Source organism: Thiovibrio sp. Mzg5 (assembly GCF_055379285.1).
Map to the genome: position 1 here is coordinate 1,774,695 of NZ_AP022872.1, position 18,144 is coordinate 1,792,838.

Below are 18,144 nucleotides of genomic sequence, written 5' to 3' on the forward strand. Positions count from 1 at the left end.
GGCATCAAGTGCCGTAACGGATGCTTCAAAGAACAAAGCATCCGCACGGCTCCTAATCAGCGTTGGCCGGGAACCGTAACCTTCGGGGTGTTGACATACTTGAAGAATACCGGGAACGCGGCGAAGAAGGCGAGGCAGACCAGGTACTCCACGCCTTTAATGTGGGTGTAAAAATCCACCATGGTGGCCTGCTCACTGATCAGGCCGATGGCCACCATGTACTGCCGCGCCACTTCACTCAAGCCCACCTTGGAAAGGCTGAAACTCAAGGCAGCAAGCGCCCACAACCCGACGGCTGCGCCGATGCCGCCCATTATTGCCATGAAGATTCCTGCGCCCTTCTTTTCTGCTGTTGCCTGTGCCATGATGCTTCTCCTTGTTGAATTCTGTTTTTCTATGATCTTGAATGATCCCAATCTTGTTTTTAGCTTGTTACATCCCAGTTACTGCGGTAAGCCAGCTGCGACCCATCTCCATAACCCCACCCATGGTGCTCATCCCGCCGATCAGGCAGGCAATGCCCCATACGCCGATCAATGCTGCCAGGGTAAGGATGACTGCCACACCTGCCTGGGAGATTCCCTCACCGATTGCTTCCTGATCAAGTTCGCCAAGACCGAGTCCTTGTTTCTGCAATGTGTTCTTCATGGTGAGCCTCCTATGATTTTGTTTTTTCGTTCTTATCACGATGTTGATCTCGTTTGATCAGGAGACATTGCACAGGGTGTGCCAACACAACCCAGGAAACAGGGGGGAATTTTCCAACACGCGGCTGTAACTATTCGATTACAAAGGAAATAAAAAATCGTTCTCTGCGCAGGGAAGAAGGGGTGGCAGAGCCGATCAGAAGGCAAATAAATCTTTTAATATCGTGATGTTATGAGATTTTTTCGGAGATGGCCGGGGAACATCCACAACGGGGGGATGACAGGGAGGAACAAAAACAAAAAGTGTGGCGCCGCGGATTGTGGCGCCACACTTTTGCTGTAGCATGTGTGGCAGAGTGTTGCAGGTGCAACACTCTGCTATTCCAGGCCGTATGCCTTCATTTTTCGGTACAGGGTGCTGCGGTCAATACCAAGCAGCCGGGCAGCCTTAGCCTTGTTGCCGTCGGTCTGGGCGATGATGTCGAGGATGTGCGCCTTCTCGCTTTCCTGCGAGACCGGGGCTGTGCCGGGGGTCTCAGCGACAGCCACGGTTTCAAACCCAGCCCCCCCAGGTGTTGCCGCAGCGGCGCGGCCACCGCTGCGCACCTCTTCCGGAAGATTGGTGGTGGTGATGGTGTCGTCCGCGCACAGCACACAGGCCCGTTCCACCACATGCTCCAACTCACGGACATTGCCCGGCCAGCGGTAGGCGGCAAGCAGCTGCAAAGCCTGATCGGAAATGCCGGTGATGTTCTTGTTCAATCGCTTGCTGAAGCGGGCCAGGAACAGCTCCACCAGAATGGGCAGGTCACCCTGCCGATCTCTGAGCGGCGGCAAGGTGATGTCAATCACCCGCAGCCGGTAGTAGAGATCCTCCCGGAACTCTCCCCGTTGGACCTTCTGCTTCAGATCGGCATTGGTGGCGGCCACCACCCGAACATCCACGGTGACGGGCTTGTCCTCGCCTACGGGATAGAAGGTGCGTTCCTGCAGAAAGCGCAGCAGCCGCAGCTGCATGAGCGGCGAGATATCGCCTATCTCATCGAGGAACAGGGTGCCGCCGTCCGCCTGGAGAATCCGCCCCTCCCGGTTGCGATCCGCCCCGGTGAAAGAGCCCTTCTTGTGGCCGAACAACTCGGACTCCATGAGATTTTCCGGGATGGAGGTGCAGTCGAACTTCACCAGGGGCATGTCCCGTCGCGGGCTTTCCGCATGCAGGGCCTCGGCCACCAGCTCCTTGCCGGTCCCCGATTCTCCGGTGATCAGCACCGAGGTGTCCACCTGGCCGACGTTTTCTATAAGGGTGTACACGGTCTGCATGGCCCGGCTCACCCCGGCCAGCCGGTGAAAGTAGGTGCGCTTGCCCCGCTTTTCCAGATCCTCCAGCCGGCTCACATCGCGAAACACCAGCACCACGCCGAGGAAACCCTTGTCCTGCTGGCTTTCCAGGGGCGCCGCGCTGAGACGGAACACAACATGGCCGCCGGTCTCCAGATTGGCTTCGATGCGATGTTCACGCACCGCTTCCCGGCATTCCAGAACCTTCTGCGCGTCCGTGGCGAACACAGCAAAGGAATCGGCCACCTCCTCCAGACTGGTACCAATGGCAAGACCGGGCATACGCGTTGCCGCCCATTTCTTGGCCTGATCATTCATCTGTACCACCCGCAGGTCATGGTCAACGGTGATGATCATGTCCCGGACGCTGCGGAAAATCGTCTCCAGATACTGCTGGGAGCGCTCCTTTTCCTCGGTCAACCGTTCCTTCTCCTTCCAGAGTCCATACTGCTGCAAGGCCATGCGCGCGGTGCGCAACAGATCGGCCTTTTTCACCGGCTTGGCCAGATAGTCGAAGGCGCCCAACCGCACCGCTTCGGAGGCGGTGTTGATGTTGGGATAGCCGGTGACCATGACCACCGGGCACTCCAACCCCAGCTCCCGCACCCGCCGCAGCAGGTCGATGCCCGAGGCTCCCTCCATGACGATGTCGCTGATGATCAGATCGAAGGTCTGCTGTTCAATGAGTCCCAAGGCCTCTTCAAAGGTCGAGGCGGTCAGCACCGGCCCGTACCCCTCACGGCCAAGAAACATCTGAAAGGTCAGCCGCAGGCTTTCCTCGTCATCCACCACCAGTATCCTGGTCTCTGATTTGTCCAAATCGATCATTAGTGCTCCCCTGGCACGCCAATGCCCAATACGTTACGCGATTCACTCTTCATAAGCGGGCAGATCCACGATCATGGTGGTTTGCGCGCCCAGTTCGCTCTCCACCCGGAGATCTCCCTGAAAATCCCTGACCAAACCGGCACTGATGGAGAGACCCAGGCCGGTCCCCTCCCCCGGTTTCTTGGAGGAAAAAAACGGCTCGAAAATCTGGGTGAGCAGCTCCGGCGGTATTCCTGCGCCATAATCGGTGATTTCCGTTCTGAGCACCGTGCCCCCTTGGCCCTGTGCGGCCCGGCAACGGATTTCCACCTTTTTGCCGGGGTCCCGCCCAGGATAGCGTTGATTGAGGGCGTAGCGGGCGTTGCTGAGCAGATTGAGAAAAACCTGCTGCAACTGCTGCGGATGCACCCGGATGGTCGGCAGGTCCTCCGGGATATCGGTGTGGATACTCACCCCGTCTTTCTGAAGCTGGTGCTTGATCAGGGAAAGGGAATCGTGGATGATCGCCTCGATTGAGACCACCTCCGCCTCCTCCTCCCGCTGCCGGGCAAAAAAGAGGAGATTGCGCACGATATAGGCGATCCGCTCTCCCTCCTTAATGATGCGGTCGAGCATCTCCCGCTGGATCGGATGGCCGCCTTCGCCCTCCAGCGACACCTGGCTCGAGTCGTCGAGCAGTACCTGGGCGTAATTGATGATACCGTTGATGGGGTTGTTGATTTCATGGGCGACGCCTGCGGCCAGTTCGCCGATGGAGGCAAGCTGCCCGGCCCGCATGGTTTCGGCCCGGTACATCTTTTCCTCGGTGACATCCCGCAGGAGGATCAGGGCCTTGGTCTGGCCATCGACATCGGCAAAGGGCACATAGCTTTGCTCATAATGGCGCCGGTCAGACATGATCTCCTCGGTGCGCTGGATCTCGTTGCGCTCGATGGCGGCGTGCATGCGGCACACCTCGCAGGGCTTGTCGCGCTGCTTATAAACCTCATAGCATTTCTCGCCGATCTTGTCGCCAAAGGTCCGACGCAGGATCTCGTTTTGGTACTCGATCACATAATCGCGGTTGAGGATGTGCATGCCCTGGTCGAGGGCGGAGAGAATCCCCCGGAACTTGTCCCGCTCGGTGCGAAGCTGCAACTCGATTTCCAGCTGCTCGGTGATATCCTTGAAGGTCACCACCGCCCCTCTCACCTTGCCGTCCGGGTCCCTCAGCAGATCGGTGTTTTTGGCAACACTCCGCACCCTGCCGTCCTTGGTTTTGATCTGGCAGACCTTGCCCATAAGGGGGTTCCCCTGCTCATCGACAAAAGCCCCGCACTCCTGCGAGCAGGGGGGAAGGACAAAAATATCGCAGGCGTGGCCCAACACCTCTTCCCGCCTGAAGCCGGTGACCCGTTCGGCCTTGTTGTTCCAGCTAGTGATCTTGCCGTTCAGGTCAAGGCTTACCGCGGCGCTGGGAATAACCTGCAAGGTAAGCTCGGCCTGGGCAAGCTCCCGAGCGAGCCGAGCCTCGGTCTGCCGCCGCTTGTCAAGCTCCCGCTGCAACTCCTGATTGGCGTGAAGCAGGGCCTTGATTTCTTCGTCCCTGGCCTCTCCGCACTGCTGCTTTTTGTTTCCCATCATCCACCTGTTTTGTTTCCAAGGCCGCGCGGCCCCCTTACGTTTACAACATCTTATCCAGCGCCTCGGCCAGGTAGGCGAGATGCGCTTTTTCCTCGTCGGCCAGGCGCAGAAAAAAGGCCCGAACCTCCGGCTGTTCACTCTTTTGGGCCATGCGGCTGTAAAGATCCAGGGCCTGGGTCTCTAACGCCATGGCAAATTCCAGGATATCCCGTTTGCTGTGCAGACGGACATCAGCCTGGGCGAAAAAATCATCCACCCTGCCGCCGCCCTCCATGATTCCAGCCACCCCCTTGCCCGGCATTGCCTCTGGCCCGTGCGTCTGGCGGTATTCGGCAAGGAGCCGACCCTTGTGCGTATCCTCAAAGCCCATCAACCGGGTATAGAGCTGGCGGGCCTCGTCATCTTGCGCCCGCTCGGCCATGCGGTGGTAGAACTCCTGCAACCCATCCTCCATGGCATAGGCCAGACTCACCCCATCCTCATACTCTTCCTGGCCGGTGAAAAACTCCAGCCCTGCCTCTTCTCCCCCCCGGGCCTGCTCCCCCTGCCAGGCCTTGATGCCCCCGGCCATATTGTAAACGCTTGCAAAATCCTTGCCAGCGAGCAGCTGGGCCGCTGCCTTACTTCTGCCGCCGACGGCGCAATAGACAATGACCGGCTTCTCCTTTTCCAGCTCACCGAGCCTTCCTGGCAACTCCTTGAGCGGAATAAGTTTGGCCCCGGCCAGGTGCCCCTCCTCGTACTCCTTGGGCTGGCGAACATCCAGCAGCTGATAGGCATCCGCCCCCCGCGTCTCCATGTACTCCTTGGCCTGGGCCACGCTGAAATCCTTGCCCGGCACAAACAGATTCTTCCAGTTCATTGCTCACCCCCTTGTTGTCTATTTCCCGCCGCGATGATCTATCTTGCCTTCACGGGGTGTTGCGCCTGAAGGGCAGCGCCAGCAGCCCCCAGAATCCCAGTTCTTCGATCTCCCGGTGCGAACCGATGCCGATGACGATCTTCTCCTGTTCCACCTCGGTGATCAGAGTGCCCAGCATCCGATCCCAGATGGAAAAGATCACCCCGTAATTGGAATCCCGCTCCTTGATCCGCACCGAATGGTGGATGCGGTGCAAAAAAGGCGGGACAAAGAGAAGCACCCACCCTCGCTCAAACCAAGCCGGCACCCGAATGCTGCTGTGGTGGAACTGCACGGAGAGGTTCACCCAAATCTCAAACAGGATGTAAGCAGTCAGGGGAATGCCGAAGGTATAAATCACCGCCAACCGGATCAAGCCGGTGAAAAGAAACTCGCCCAAGTGAAAACGGTTGGCCGTGGTCACGTCCATGTTCAGGTCACTGTGGTGGACCCGGTGGAACCGCCAGAGGAAGGGCAGCACATGGGTGAGCAGATGCCAAAGATAAATGAAAAAATCTAGAATCAGGATGGAGGCAACAATCTTGAACCACTCGGGCAAATCCCAGGCATTGAGCAGGCCGGTATTTTTCTCCTGCCCGGCGAAAATCAGGGCGACTATGGCACTGGTGTACAAGAGGTGGTAGATCGTGCCGTTCATGATGGAGAGCGGCAGATTGGCGAGCCAGCGCCTGGCGCGGGGGACGGTGGGTTCCCGGTAGGAAAAAAACTGTTCACTCAGCAGAAAGATAAAAACTCCGCCCCAATAGAGGTAGGGCTTGGCTGCATACAGATCCATACTAACTCCTCCTTAACCTGTTTACTTTCCTATATGGTAATCACCGTATAACCCGCCTCCAGATAGCGGGCCATGGCAGGATGCCCCTGCATCTCGTCGGCCAGGGGCAAGCCCTGCGCCTCGGCTGCGGCCAAAGCCCCCATCTTGTTGGCGCAGGCCCGGCAGACGCAGTCAATAAGCCCGGCCTTTTTCGCCTTATCGTAGAGAGGGGCAAAGGGCACGTCCGGTTCGGCCAGCTCTTTAATCAGGGCCGTGGCCCTCCCTTCGATAACGAGTTTGACATCCCAGCCCCTGGCCCGCATATCCAAACCGTTCAGCAGGGCATGGGCAAAACAGGCCGGTTCTCCGGCAAAGGCAACAATAACTATCTTCTGTTCCATGGCGTCCTCCGTTCAGACACAGCAGTTGAGATGATGCGATAGGGCCTCTGCTTCTCCCGAAAAACTACCATGTTTTTTCCAAAAAACCGGAAAAAATCATGTTCCATCTCGAGCGAAGAAAGTCTTGCGCGGTATTGCCGGGGAGGGCGCAGGGCCACCAGAGGTCACTTAAAAAAGACGGGGCTGCTGCGGGGGAGGCTGGAGCCGGATTGGCAGCTCTAGCCAACGAAACTAAGTCAGCACCTTGCGGATTTTAATGGCAAGTTCACTTGGGGAAAGCGGCTTGCTGATGAAATTGGCGTGCGTCCGGGAAACGCCGTGTTCTTCGAGCATGGAATCGGTGTAGCCCGACATGAACAACACCCGGATCCGGGGCTCAGCCGCCTGCACCCTGGCGGCCAGTCCGTGCCCGTTCATCCCCGGCATGACCACATCGGTGAGCAGGAGGTCTATCTTTTCTTCACCCTCTTCGACCAGATGCAAAGCCTCCTCGGCAGATGCCGCGGTAAGCACGGTATAGCCTATGGCCTCGAGGGAATGACGGATAACAGCAAGGATTTCCGGCTCGTCGTCAACCACGAGAATGGTTTCACTGCCCTGCAATACCTCAAGAGCCACACCCGCCACCGCAGATGCCACCGGAGCTTCCACCCTGGGAAAATACAAGCGGAAGGTGGTTCCCTTGCCAGGCTCGCTCTGCACCACAATGTAGCCGCTATGCTGCTTGACAATGCCGTAGGCCGTGGCCAGCCCGAGGCCCGTTCCCTTGCCCTGGGGTTTGGTGGTAAAAAATGGCTCGAAGATATGCTCCTGCACCTCGTTGCTCATGCCTGCCCCGGTGTCACGCACCACCAGGACCACATACCGTCCCGGCGCAATCTCGCCGAAGTTGGAGAACTCGCTCTGCTCCAGAACCTCCTCCACGCAGGAAACGGTCAAGACATCCCCGTCCGCCATGGCATCCCGTGCGTTGATGGCCAGATTCAACAACACCTGCTCAATCTGGTGCTGATCGGCCAGAATCCGTCCCTGCCCGCCGGGCTGGGTCTCCACGGTAAAATGAATGCCGGGATGGATAAGCCGCCGGATCATGGCACTTACCTCCGAGACAACGCTGTTTAAGTCGATAACCCGCACATCCACGACCTGATGCCGGCTGAAGGTGAGCAGCTGGCGGGTCAGGGCCGCGCCGCGGAGGCCGGCATCACGGATGGAGCGCAGGGCTTCCGCCAACGGGTCACTGGCCGGTAGCCGCCGCAAATACAGCTCGCTGTAACTTAAAATCGTGGTGAGCAGGTTGTTGAAATCGTGGGCCACCCCGCTGGTCAGCCGACCGATGGCCTCCAGTTTCTGGGATTGCAGCAATTGGGCCTGCAATTTTTTTTCCTCGCTGACGTTACGGAAAATGCAGCGGGTCAACTGGGGCTTGCCGTTTTCGTAGCGACAGCTGGCAGCGCCCTGGATCATAATCTTGTCGCCGTTTTTGGCGACAAAGGCTGTTTCTATCCTGTCGACCCGTCCCTGTTCCTGAACTCGCTGAAAGGTCTCCAGGCAGTGAGTCGTGCAGTCCGGGTCGATGAGATCAAAGATGGTGAGCTGCTCGACCTCTTCCTCCGAATAGCCAAAGGTGGCCCGCCAGGCCGGGTTGACCCGGAGAAAGCTGCCATCCGGCCGGACGAACTGAATGAGATCGCTGGCGCTTTCAAAAAGATCGCGGTATTGCTCCCCGCTTTCCAGCAGGGCCGTCTCCATGCGCTTGCGCTCGGTGATATCCCGGACAAAAGCGCAGATATACTCGGATGTGCCAAGGGTAACGCAGACAGCATCGACTTCTTTCTGGACAATCTGCCCGCTCTTTGTCCGATGGATGGTTTCCAGGTGCAGATTGCCCTGCCTTTTCCACTCGGGCCAGAACTGCCCGATCTTGGGACCGAACGCCGGATCGATGTCAGCAAGGTTCAAGGCCAGAAGCTCTGCCTCGGAATAGCCAAGGTTTTTGGCTGCGGCCTGATTCACATAAACAAACCCGCCCTCGGCGTTGAACAAATAAAACTCCACGTTTGCCGTATCAACAATGCGCTTAAAGAGTGTGTTTAATTCTTGATTGTCCACGCTGCATCCAACTTTCGTATTCGATTGATAATGCTCTGACCGTAAGGCGCTTTCTTAATAAAGATACCCTGCGCCTTGCCGTTTGGCGAGAATTTGGACCCACACCTTTTCTTTTTCTTGCGATTTTTTTCCCGGTTTCCGGAGCACAAGGCAAGGACATCTTTAGTCCTGGGCCCGAATGAGCGCCTCAAGCTCCTGCCAGTCTACGGAGCTTTGCCGACAGTTGCAGTCCTTCAGCAGACACACCTGGGGGATCACCTTGAGCCCGTGCCCCCCAAGGGAGCCCTCCGGCGAGACATTGGCGGAGCGCAGATATTTCTCCCGCAGGTCACGGGTGCAGAGGCAGCCGAGCACCGCGCGCGGCTGGCGCTGTCCGATCCGGCGCACCAAAAAATCCCGGCTGCGGAGCACCCCGTCTTTTTTGTGCAGCCTGCCGCTCACCACGATGGAAACATCCAGGTAACCCAAGGACAAAGCCATCTCCCGCATCTCCCGCAGACGGCAAGGGATGCGACAATCATCCGGGCACAACAACCCTTTTTCCTGGTCGATCACCGTGACGCACCCTTCTGCCCGCAGGCAGTAGGGCAAAAAAAGCATCCTTTCGGCGTAAGGTGTCCGGACAAATCTCTGCCGGAAAAAGCGATTCCCTGCCGCCACGACCTTGCGGACATAGGCATCCTTGTCCATCTTCGGAAAAAAACGGGCCAGGGGCCGGTAGAAAAAAACCAAAACGGGAAGGGTCAGCCAAGAGGGAAAGGATAAGGTCATGATCTCAATGATGGTAAAATTTTTTCTTGCGGCCCATGCAGATGCCGAACAACGGGAATCTTCAACAGCCCTACCAGGCTCAACTTACCACACTATCTCCTCTCCGCAGACAGTTTTCAGAGACTCGGCCCCGCCGGACCCTGATTTCCGCGGCCAGAGGCAATACCCCCCCAGGCCTCCAGCAAGCCGGCCAGCCATTTCTCGGCCAGAGCCAGTGCTTCCGACGAATTTCCGCTGTTGGCCAGACTCAATTGAGCCAGAATCATCTGGTAACTCTCGTGCAACGGCTGCGCGGATTCCTGGTCGGCAAGATCCAGGGCATTGTCCAGATAAAAGAGGATATCCATGGCCTTGCGCAGGTTTTCCGCCTTGGGGGCAATATCCCCGGCAACAAGACTTTCCCGCGCACTGGTCAGGTGAAACAGACATTTCTCGTACAAGGCGATGATGTTGCCCACCGGACTTGCGGTCTCAACCATGGTTTTCAAATACTGCGGGCCGGGCTGTTTCATCCCCATCTCTTTCCTTGCCTCTGCCAGGGAATTTTCCAAATACCTTTTCCCTTCCCCGTTTACTTTTCATCCTCGCATATCAGACCCGGATTCCATAGCGTCTTTTGCGAAAAAAATCTTCCCCGTTTTTAAAATGCCAGGGAGATATTCGGGCCGGCGGACAATGGGGTTCACGGAAAGCCGCCGGATATGGTATCCTGTTTCAACTACACAGTGGACTTCCCTTTACAGGGCAAACCCCCAAGAAAACCATCCTCACTTTACGGAAACAGCGATGCTCAAGCTTGTCAAAACCTCCTCACGCAAAGCCGGGCTTCCTCCAGGCAGCCCCGTGTTCATCGGCAAAAAAGTAACGGAAAAATTCGGTCTGGACATGGTCGATTACGATGCCGAGAGCCTTTCCCTCAGCACCCCGGTCCGGCTTGACGAGTTCCATCTGCTGAAAGAAACCCCCAGCAATACCTGGATCAGGGTCCACGGCCTGCATGACGCCGAGGCGGTGGACAAGTTCTGCCTCAGTTTCGGCCTGCATCCTCTGACCATTGAAGATATTCTCCATACCGGCCAGCGTCCGAAGATCGATCACTATGAAGACTATCTGTTCCTGGTCATCAACCTGATCAACTATGACGACGCCACCAAAGAGATGAGCATGGAGCAGATCAGCTTCGTGCTTGGCTCCCGCTACCTGCTCACCTTTCACGAAAAAGACGACTCCATTTTCAAAGAGGTGCTGGTCCGCCTTGAAAACAACAAGGGGCGCACCCGAAAAATGGGAGTCGATTACCTGCTGTATTCCCTGCTCGACAGGGTGGTGGACAACTTCTTTTCCGTGCTGGAAAAAATCGGCGAGGAGGTCGAGGAGCTGGAAGAGGAACTGGTTGCCGAGCCTTCTCCGGACACCCTCCAGGCCATCCATCTCCTGAAACGGGAGATGATCCTGCTCCGCAAATCGGTCTGGCCGCTTCGGGAGGTCATCAACGGGCTGCAACGGGATGAGACCGCGTTCATGGGGGAATCGATCCGGGTCTATCTCAAGGATCTCTACGACCATACCATCCAGGTGCTCGACACGGTGGAAACCTTCCGCGACATCATCTCGGGCATGATCGACATCTATCTTTCCTCGGTGAGCAACCGGATGAATGAGGTCATGAAGGTGCTGACCATCTTCGCAGTGATCTTCATTCCTCTCACCTTTATCGCCGGGCTGTACGGCATGAATTTCAACACCAGCCAGAGCCCCCTCAACATGCCAGAACTCAATTGGTATTTCGGCTACCCCTTCGCCCTCTTCCTGATGGCGGGGACAGCCATCACCATGCTGATCTATTTTAAAAAGAAGAAATGGTTTTAAAAAACCCGCAACCCCAAAAACCCTATCGAAAGATGGGCCGAAATTATCCGGGTGAATGCCGCCATTTTACCTAATAATTTTTCTGGAAAAATACCTGTGCTTCCCCGTCATTCCCCTATGATATAATGATAAGGAGACTCATGGCGCCAGAAAGAGCGCTTGCTTCCGCGACCGTAAAAAACTTTTAAAAACCTGTGGCGAATAGTTCAGTTTGTAATTATATAATTAAATACTGAATATCATCAGCGAGCTCCTCGCTTCCGGGGGCTTTAGACAAGGAACCACGGTACCATGAGCCAGCTAACACCTCCCGAAAACACCAATCGCTTTCTTCCCTCCTGGCCCATAATCGGTTTCCTCTGCGCCAGTCTCCTGCTGCCGGCCGGTTTTTCCCAGGCCGCAGAGGTCAATACGGCCACGGCCAGGCCGGAGGTATGGACAATCCGCAATGCGGTGCGCTTTGCCGTGCAAAACAACCCGGACAGCCGGATGGGCAAAAATCGCATTGAGGCGGCCCAAGCCGCCATCACCATGGAGCGATCCTCCTTTTTCCCGAAGCTGGACCTGAACTCCCGCTACGACCAGACCAACAATCCCATGTACTCCTTCGGCAATATCCTGAACCAGGGTGCCTTCAACAATACCATCGATTTCAACAATCCCGGCCGCACCGACACCCTGGGCATGGGGGTCCGGCTGGGCTACCGGTTTTTCAACGGCGGCCGCGACCTGGCCGGATTGAAAGCCGCCGAAGCACAAACCGTTTCCTCGCAAATGGAGCTTGGGGCGGTGCAGGCCCAGCTTGCCTTTGAGGTGGTCCGAACCTTTCAGCTCATCATCCAGGCGGAGGAGCTGCTCAAGGCGCAACAGGCAGCGGTGAATGCGATCACTGCATCCCTGGCTGTGGCGCAAGCCCGTTATCAGGAAGGGGTGCTGCTGAAGGCCGACCTCCTCGATCTGGAAGTGCAGCAGTCCAAGGCGCAGGAAGGGCTCAGCCAGGCCCACCACACCCTTGAGCTGAGCCGCAGGATATTCCTCAGCCTGCTGGGGCTTGAGGATGGCCCGGTGATCCTCGACCCGGCCCAAGGCTGCGTGCAGGAAATGCCGCAATCCGCCGATCATGCACAACGCTATGAGCTCAAAAGCATGGAGGCCATGATTCTGGCAGCCAAGGCCAGGGTCCGGCAGGCCCAGGGCGGCTATTACCCCTCGCTGGAAGGGTATGCCGGATACGACGCGGAGAAAGGCTATGTCACGGACGGCTCCGGCGACTCATGGCAGGCCGGGGTCAAGTTGCAGTTCAACCTTTCCGAGGGCGGCCGGACCTCGGCTGAGATTGCCAGAGCCTCCGCCTTGCTGTCCGAAGCGCAGGAGAGAAAACGCAAAACCGAGCTGGCCATCACCCTTGAGGTAAAGCAGGCGGAGTTTGCCGCACAAGATGCCAGGGAGCGTTTGCAGGTTACGGAAAAGAGCGTGGCCCAGGCCCAGGAAAGCGCCCGCATCAACCGGCTCCGGTTCAAGGAAGGAACCCTGCTTTCCGCCGATCTTCTCGGGGTGGAAAACCGGCTGACCGACGCCCAGGTGCGGCGCATCGTGGCGGAAACCTCCCAACGCATTGCCGTTGCCGATTTGCGGCGCGCCCTCGGCCTGCCCCAGTTTCCGGAAACTCCGGAGACACCGGCGGAGCCCCAGCCCAAAAAAACAACGGCTGCCAATAAGCCCTGAAACAGGACAGGAAAACCATGCCTCGTAAACATCTTTCTCCCACGCTTCTTCTGTGCTTGCTCCTCACCGCTGCCGGTTGCCAGAAACCCGCCCCTGACGGCGCAACCTCCCAAACCCTCCCCGCCGCCCAAGTTCGGGTGGTCACCGTGGCCGGCCAAACGGCCCAGCGGCAAAACGAGGTGGCCGGCGCCGTGGAGGCACTCCAGCGGGCAACCATCGGCGCCAAGATAGCCGGGCCCATCGAGGAGATGCCGGTGACTCTGGGATCCACGGTGAAAAAAGGCGCGCTCCTGGCACGCATCAGCGCCGGAGAGATTGCCGCCCGGTTGTCGCAGGCCGAGACTCAATTCGGCCAGGCGCAAAGGAATTTCGACCGCGAAAAACGCTTGCTCGAACAAGACGCCTCCACCAGGGAAACGGTCAAATCCCAGGAAGACGCCTACCGGGTCGCGGAGGCAGGGGTGCGCGAAGCCAGGGCCATGCGCGACTACACCCAGATCACCGCCCCCTTTGCCGGAATCATCTCCCAGAAAATGGCCAATGCCGGTGATCTGGCCACCCCTGGAATGCCGCTCCTGGTACTGGAAAACACCGAGCACTTGCAGGTGGTTGCGGCGGTGCCGGAGGCTCTGGTCCTGAAAATCAACACAGGGGACACCCTTGCCGTCACGGTCCCGGCCGCCGAGCTTTCCCGGACCGGAACCGTGACCGAGATCGGGCCGGCGGCGGATAGCGCCTCGCGGACCGCCCTGGTCAAAATCCGGATCGACGGCAACGGAGCCTTGCGGCCCGGGCAGTATGCGCGGGTGGCCCTTCCCGGCGCGGCGGGGGTCAACACCTTCCTGGTGCCGGAGGCAGCGCTGTCCCGCTTCGGCCAGATGGAACGGCTCTTTGTGACTCAGGACAACATAGCCCATTTGCGCCTGGTGCGCAGCGGAGAACACCGGGAAGGCCAGGTGGAAATCCTTGCCGGTCTCAATGGAGGAGAACAGGTCGTGGTCCAGGGCGGGGAGAGGCTTGTTGATGGTCAATCCGTAAAGATCGTGCCGTGATGAACCACCCCCCCAGCCAACAACACAGTTTTGCAGGCAGGCTCGCCTCGATTTTCGTTGCATCCAGGCTGACCCCCATCCTGATCATCGCTTCCCTGCTCCTCGGAGTCATGGCCGTGACCATGCTGCCACGGGAGGAAGAGCCGCAGATCAAGGTGCCGATGATCGACGTCATGGTCGCCATGCCCGGCGCCACCCCCAAGGAGGTGGAGGAACGGGTTGCCATCCCCATGGAAAAACTCCTCTACGAAATTCCGGGGGTCGAATACATCTATACCACCTCCATGCCGGGCCAGTGTCTACTCGTCGCCCGTTTTTACGTGGGCGAGAAGATGGAAGACGCCATTGTTCGCCTCAACCAGAAGCTGGCCACCAATTTCGACCGTATCCCCCAAGGCGTCGCGCCGCCCCTGGTCAAGCCGCACACCATTGACGACGTGCCGGTGCTCGCCCTGACCCTACACAGTTCGCATTATGACCATTACACCCTCCGGCGTCTCGCGGCCCAGCTCGACGATGCGGTCAAGAACGTTCCCGAGGTGGCCGAAACAAAGCTCATCGGCGGCGCCCAGCGACAGGTCCGAATCCTCTTCGATCCCGCGCGCCTTGCCGCCCGGCGGCTGACCGCGACGGAAATTATCCCCAAACTGCAACAGGGGAACCTGCAATCGTACTCCGGCCCCCTGCAATCCCTGAACAAGGAAGTCCTCCTGCAAACCGGGCAGTTTCTTGCCTCGGCCAAGGAGATCGGCCGCATCGTCGTTGGTGTTTACGCCAACCGACCGGTATATCTCGACGAGGTGGCCAGTGTAGTCGATGGCCCGGAAGATCCGACCAACTATGTGCTTTTCGGCTCGCACAAAGGGCAGACGGAAGAAGCAGCCGTGACCCTCTCTCTGGCCAAACGGCCGGGGGCCAACGCCGTGCAGGTGGTGGAATCGGTGTTGGCCAAGATCGAGACCCTCAAGGGCGCCCTTATTCCCAGCGATGTTACGGTGAGCGTGACCAGAAATTACGGCGAAACCGCGGCGGAAAAATCCAACGAGCTGCTGTTGCACATGGCTATCGCCGTGTTCGGCGTGACCCTGCTCATCCTTTTCTTCCTGGGCTGGCGGGAGTCGATTATCGTTATTCTCGCCATCCCTTCGACCCTGGCGCTGACCCTGCTCCTGTTCTACCTGTACGGCTACACCCTGAACCGCATCACCCTGTTCGCCCTGATCTTTTCCATCGGCATCCTGGTGGATGACGCCATCGTGGTGGTGGAAAACATCGTTCGCCATCTGAGGCTGCCCGCCAACCAGCGCAAACCTCTGCTCAAGATCGCCATCGAGGCGGTGAACGAGGTGGGCAACCCAACCATCCTCGCCACCTGGGCGGTGATCGCCGCCATTCTGCCCATGGCCTTTGTCGGCGGGCTGATGGGTCCCTACATGCGGCCGATCCCCATCGGCTCCTCCGCGGCGATGATCTTTTCGCTGTTCATCGCCTTTACCGTTACCCCCTGGGCCGCAGTCCGGGTGCTGAAAAAGAACTGCTCCCCTGCGGAATGTCCCATCGATGCCGAGGAGGAGGCGGAGCAGGAAGAAGAGCACGGCCAAGCCCCGGATGACTTCTTCACCCGCCTCTATCACCGGGTCATGGATCCGCTTCTTGCCCACGCCCGCTGGCGGCTGATCTTCTTCCTGAGCATTGTCGGTCTGCTTCTTGCCTCCTGCGCCATGGTGTATTTCGGGCAGGTCAAGGTCAAGATGCTGCCCTTTGACAACAAGAGCGAGTTCCAGATCATGCTGGATATGCCCGAAGGCTCTACCCTGGAGGCAACCACCCAAGCAGCCAGGGAAATGGCCGCGGTCGTCGGCCGGGAAGCGGAGGTGATCAACTATCAGGTCTACGCCGGGACTGCCTCGCCTTACAATTTCAACGGGCTGGTCCGCCATTACTACCTGCGCAACAGCGCCAACCTGGCGGATATCCAGATCAATCTGCTGCCCAAGGGTGAACGCAAGGCCCAGAGCCATGAGATTGCCAAGCGCATCCGGCCCAAGGTTGTGGCCATCGCGGCAAAATACGGAGCCTCCGTGGCCGTGGCCGAGGTGCCGCCCGGCCCGCCGGTGCTGCAAACCCTGGTCGCGGAAATCTACGGCCAGACCGATGCCCAACGGCTAAAGCTGGCCAGCAAGGTCAAGGAACTCTTCACCGCCACGGAAGGAGTGGTCGACGTGGACTGGTACCGCGAGGCGGAGCGGCTCAAGACCGTCATCGCGGTGGACAAGGAAAAGGCCGCCCTCAACGGCATCTCCGAAGGCGAGATCACCCAGGCCGTCGATTTGGCAATCAAGGGGTTGCCCATCACCCTTTTCCACCACCCCGACGACAAGGAGGAAATCAACATCGTCCTGGAGCTGCCCCGGGCGCTACGGGCACGGGTGGAGAGCATCCTGAACCTCCAGCTCCGCTCCGGCCTGAATCCCGCCGGACCCTTGGTGCCCCTGCGGGAGCTGGTCACGGTAAGCGAAGCGCCCATTGACCAGCCCATCTACCGCAAAAACCTGAAACCGGTTATCTATGTAACCGGCGACGTGGCCGGGGCGGCGGAGAGCCCGGCCTACGCCATCTTCGCCCTGAACAAAAAACTTGCCCAACTCGATGGGAGGGAATACGGGGGCGAACAGAAGACCATCGCCATCTACAACCTCAAACAGCCCGTTTGCGGGCTGGAGCCGACGATCAAGTGGGACGGGGAGTGGCACATCACCCTGGAGGTCTTCCGGGATCTTGGCTTCGCCTTCTGCGCGGTGATGATCCTCATCTACATGCTCATGGTGGGCTGGTTCAAGGATTACACCGTGCCGCTCGTGGTGATGGCCGCCATCCCCTTTTCGCTGATCGGCATTCTTCCGGCCCATTGGGCTTTCGGCGCCTTCTTCACCGCCACCTCCATGATCGGCTTCATGGCCGGGGCCGGAATCGTGGTGCGCAACTCCATTATTCTCGTAGACTTCATCGAGTTACGCATCAGCCACGGCCTGCCGCTTAAGGAAGCGGTGGTGGAGGCCGGAGCCATCCGCTTTCGGCCCATGCTCCTCACCGCCCTGGCCGTGGTGGTCGGGGCCTCGGTAATCCTGGCCGACCCGATCTTCCAAGGTCTCGCCATCTCGCTGATGTTCGGGGAGATCGCCTCGCTGCTCATTAGCCGCATGGCGGTGCCGGTCCTCTATTTTATGTTGCGCAACCGCCGCCAGCCGAAAACAGATGCACCAAGCAGGATCGCCGAGGAGGGACCATGACATTTTTCTCCCTGGAAATAACCCCGTTCACAGCCACGGCCTTTCTGCTCTTACTCGTCTATCATCTGGGGTTACTGATCACAAAAGGCTGTTGCCCGGCAGCCACGATCTACGCCCGCAACGCCGCAACCAGGGCGGCCTGGGTCCGGGAGATGATGGAAAACCAGCGCGACATCCTGGCCGTACAAACCCTGCGCAACTGGACCATGGCCGCAAGCTTTCTTGCCTCCACGGCAATCCTCATCGCCCTGGCCCTGCTCAATATCGTTCTGACCCCAGGCCACCCTGCCGACGCCAGCATGCAGCTGTTCAGCTTCATGGGCAAACGAATCGAGAGCCTGCACCAGATCAAACTGCTCATCCTCTCGGTGGACTTTTTCTTCACCTTCTTCAATTTCACCATGGCCATCCGCTATTACAACCATCTGGGCTTCATGATCAACGCCCCCTCGGATTCGACCTCCTCGGCACATGCCCCGGTGGTCGAAACAATCCAGTACGGCGCGGCCCACTACACCCTGGGGATGCGGGGCTATTACCTATCCGTGCCCTTGGCCCTGTGGCTTTTCGGGCCGGGCTGGCTGCTGGCCGGGACCCTGATCATCATCGCCACCCTCTATCATGTAGATCGTACCGGCTAATTTTTCTTACAGGTGGACACGGCAATCGTGGGTATAATTTTACACTGGCAAATACCCCGAATTTCTGGTATCGGAGCTGTGCAGGAATTGGTTGGTCCTGCCCACGTAAAATCAAAGGGTTACAAACACTCGCCACACTTTTTTTCTTGTTTTGAATTTTACCAACCATTG

At 58.3% G+C, this 18,144-nt stretch carries 15 protein-coding genes; 5 read left to right on the top strand and 10 right to left on the bottom strand.

Annotated elements, in window-relative coordinates; all coding sequences use genetic code 11:
* Window positions 1-56: 56 nt before the first annotated feature.
* The 10 genes from ACZ46D_RS08030 to ACZ46D_RS08075 all read right to left on the bottom strand — a co-directional run bounded on the left by ACZ46D_RS08030 (window position 57) and on the right by ACZ46D_RS08075 (window position 9,908).
* Window positions 57-365 (bottom strand): hypothetical protein, encoded by a 309-nt coding sequence (locus ACZ46D_RS08030; protein ID WP_464926936.1) that lies wholly within the window; start codon window positions 363-365, stop codon window positions 57-59.
* A 67-nt stretch (window positions 366-432) separates the two neighbouring features.
* Window positions 433-648: a hypothetical protein gene (locus tag ACZ46D_RS08035; protein ID WP_464926937.1), complete on the bottom strand. Its 216-nt coding sequence runs from the start codon at window positions 646-648 to the stop codon at window positions 433-435.
* Between the two features lie 377 nt (window positions 649-1,025).
* Window positions 1,026-2,813 (bottom strand): sigma-54 dependent transcriptional regulator, encoded by a 1,788-nt coding sequence (locus ACZ46D_RS08040; protein ID WP_464926938.1) that lies wholly within the window; start codon window positions 2,811-2,813, stop codon window positions 1,026-1,028.
* Window positions 2,814-2,855: 42 nt separating this feature from the next.
* A complete protein-coding gene (locus ACZ46D_RS08045; protein WP_464926939.1) occupies window positions 2,856-4,436 on the bottom strand; it encodes a PAS domain-containing sensor histidine kinase in 1,581 nt (526 codons plus the stop codon).
* A 40-nt stretch (window positions 4,437-4,476) separates the two neighbouring features.
* The gene (locus ACZ46D_RS08050) at window positions 4,477-5,298 is read right to left on the bottom strand and encodes a rhodanese-like domain-containing protein (RefSeq protein ID WP_464926940.1); all 822 of its coding nucleotides are present in this window, start codon (window positions 5,296-5,298) and stop codon (window positions 4,477-4,479) included.
* A gap of 49 nt (window positions 5,299-5,347) precedes the next feature.
* Window positions 5,348-6,133 (bottom strand): sterol desaturase family protein, encoded by a 786-nt coding sequence (locus ACZ46D_RS08055; RefSeq protein ID WP_464926941.1) that lies wholly within the window; start codon window positions 6,131-6,133, stop codon window positions 5,348-5,350.
* Between the two features lie 29 nt (window positions 6,134-6,162).
* Window positions 6,163-6,513 (bottom strand): cytoplasmic protein, encoded by a 351-nt coding sequence (locus tag ACZ46D_RS08060; RefSeq protein WP_464926942.1) that lies wholly within the window; start codon window positions 6,511-6,513, stop codon window positions 6,163-6,165.
* A gap of 231 nt (window positions 6,514-6,744) precedes the next feature.
* Window positions 6,745-8,625: a hybrid sensor histidine kinase/response regulator gene (locus ACZ46D_RS08065; RefSeq protein ID WP_464926943.1), complete on the bottom strand. Its 1,881-nt coding sequence runs from the start codon at window positions 8,623-8,625 to the stop codon at window positions 6,745-6,747.
* 162 nt (window positions 8,626-8,787) lie between these two features.
* Window positions 8,788-9,396, bottom strand: coding sequence for a DUF116 domain-containing protein (locus ACZ46D_RS08070; RefSeq protein WP_464926944.1), 609 nt, complete (start codon window positions 9,394-9,396; stop codon window positions 8,788-8,790).
* A gap of 116 nt (window positions 9,397-9,512) precedes the next feature.
* Entirely contained in the window at window positions 9,513-9,908 is a 396-nt protein-coding gene (locus ACZ46D_RS08075; RefSeq protein WP_464926945.1) for a flagellar export chaperone FliS, read from the bottom strand.
* A gap of 274 nt (window positions 9,909-10,182) precedes the next feature.
* Here ACZ46D_RS08075 and corA point away from each other — a divergent pair, with 274 nt between their 5' ends.
* The 5 genes from corA to ACZ46D_RS08100 all read left to right on the top strand — a co-directional run bounded on the left by corA (window position 10,183) and on the right by ACZ46D_RS08100 (window position 17,973).
* Window positions 10,183-11,265, top strand: coding sequence for a magnesium/cobalt transporter CorA (gene corA / locus ACZ46D_RS08080; RefSeq protein ID WP_464926946.1), 1,083 nt, complete (start codon window positions 10,183-10,185; stop codon window positions 11,263-11,265).
* Between the two features lie 291 nt (window positions 11,266-11,556).
* Entirely contained in the window at window positions 11,557-12,990 is a 1,434-nt protein-coding gene (locus ACZ46D_RS08085) for a TolC family protein (RefSeq protein WP_464926947.1), read from the top strand.
* 17 nt (window positions 12,991-13,007) lie between these two features.
* Window positions 13,008-14,042, top strand: a complete 1,035-nt coding sequence (locus tag ACZ46D_RS08090; protein ID WP_464926948.1) for an efflux RND transporter periplasmic adaptor subunit — start codon at window positions 13,008-13,010, stop codon at window positions 14,040-14,042.
* Window positions 14,042-17,332, top strand: coding sequence for an efflux RND transporter permease subunit (locus tag ACZ46D_RS08095; protein ID WP_464929269.1), 3,291 nt, complete (start codon window positions 14,042-14,044; stop codon window positions 17,330-17,332). The genes ACZ46D_RS08090 and ACZ46D_RS08095 overlap by 1 nt, the downstream gene beginning before the upstream one ends.
* Window positions 17,329-17,973, top strand: coding sequence for a DUF599 domain-containing protein (locus tag ACZ46D_RS08100; protein WP_464926949.1), 645 nt, complete (start codon window positions 17,329-17,331; stop codon window positions 17,971-17,973). Before ACZ46D_RS08095 ends, ACZ46D_RS08100 begins: the two co-directional genes overlap by 4 nt.
* Window positions 17,974-18,144 lie beyond the last annotated feature (171 nt).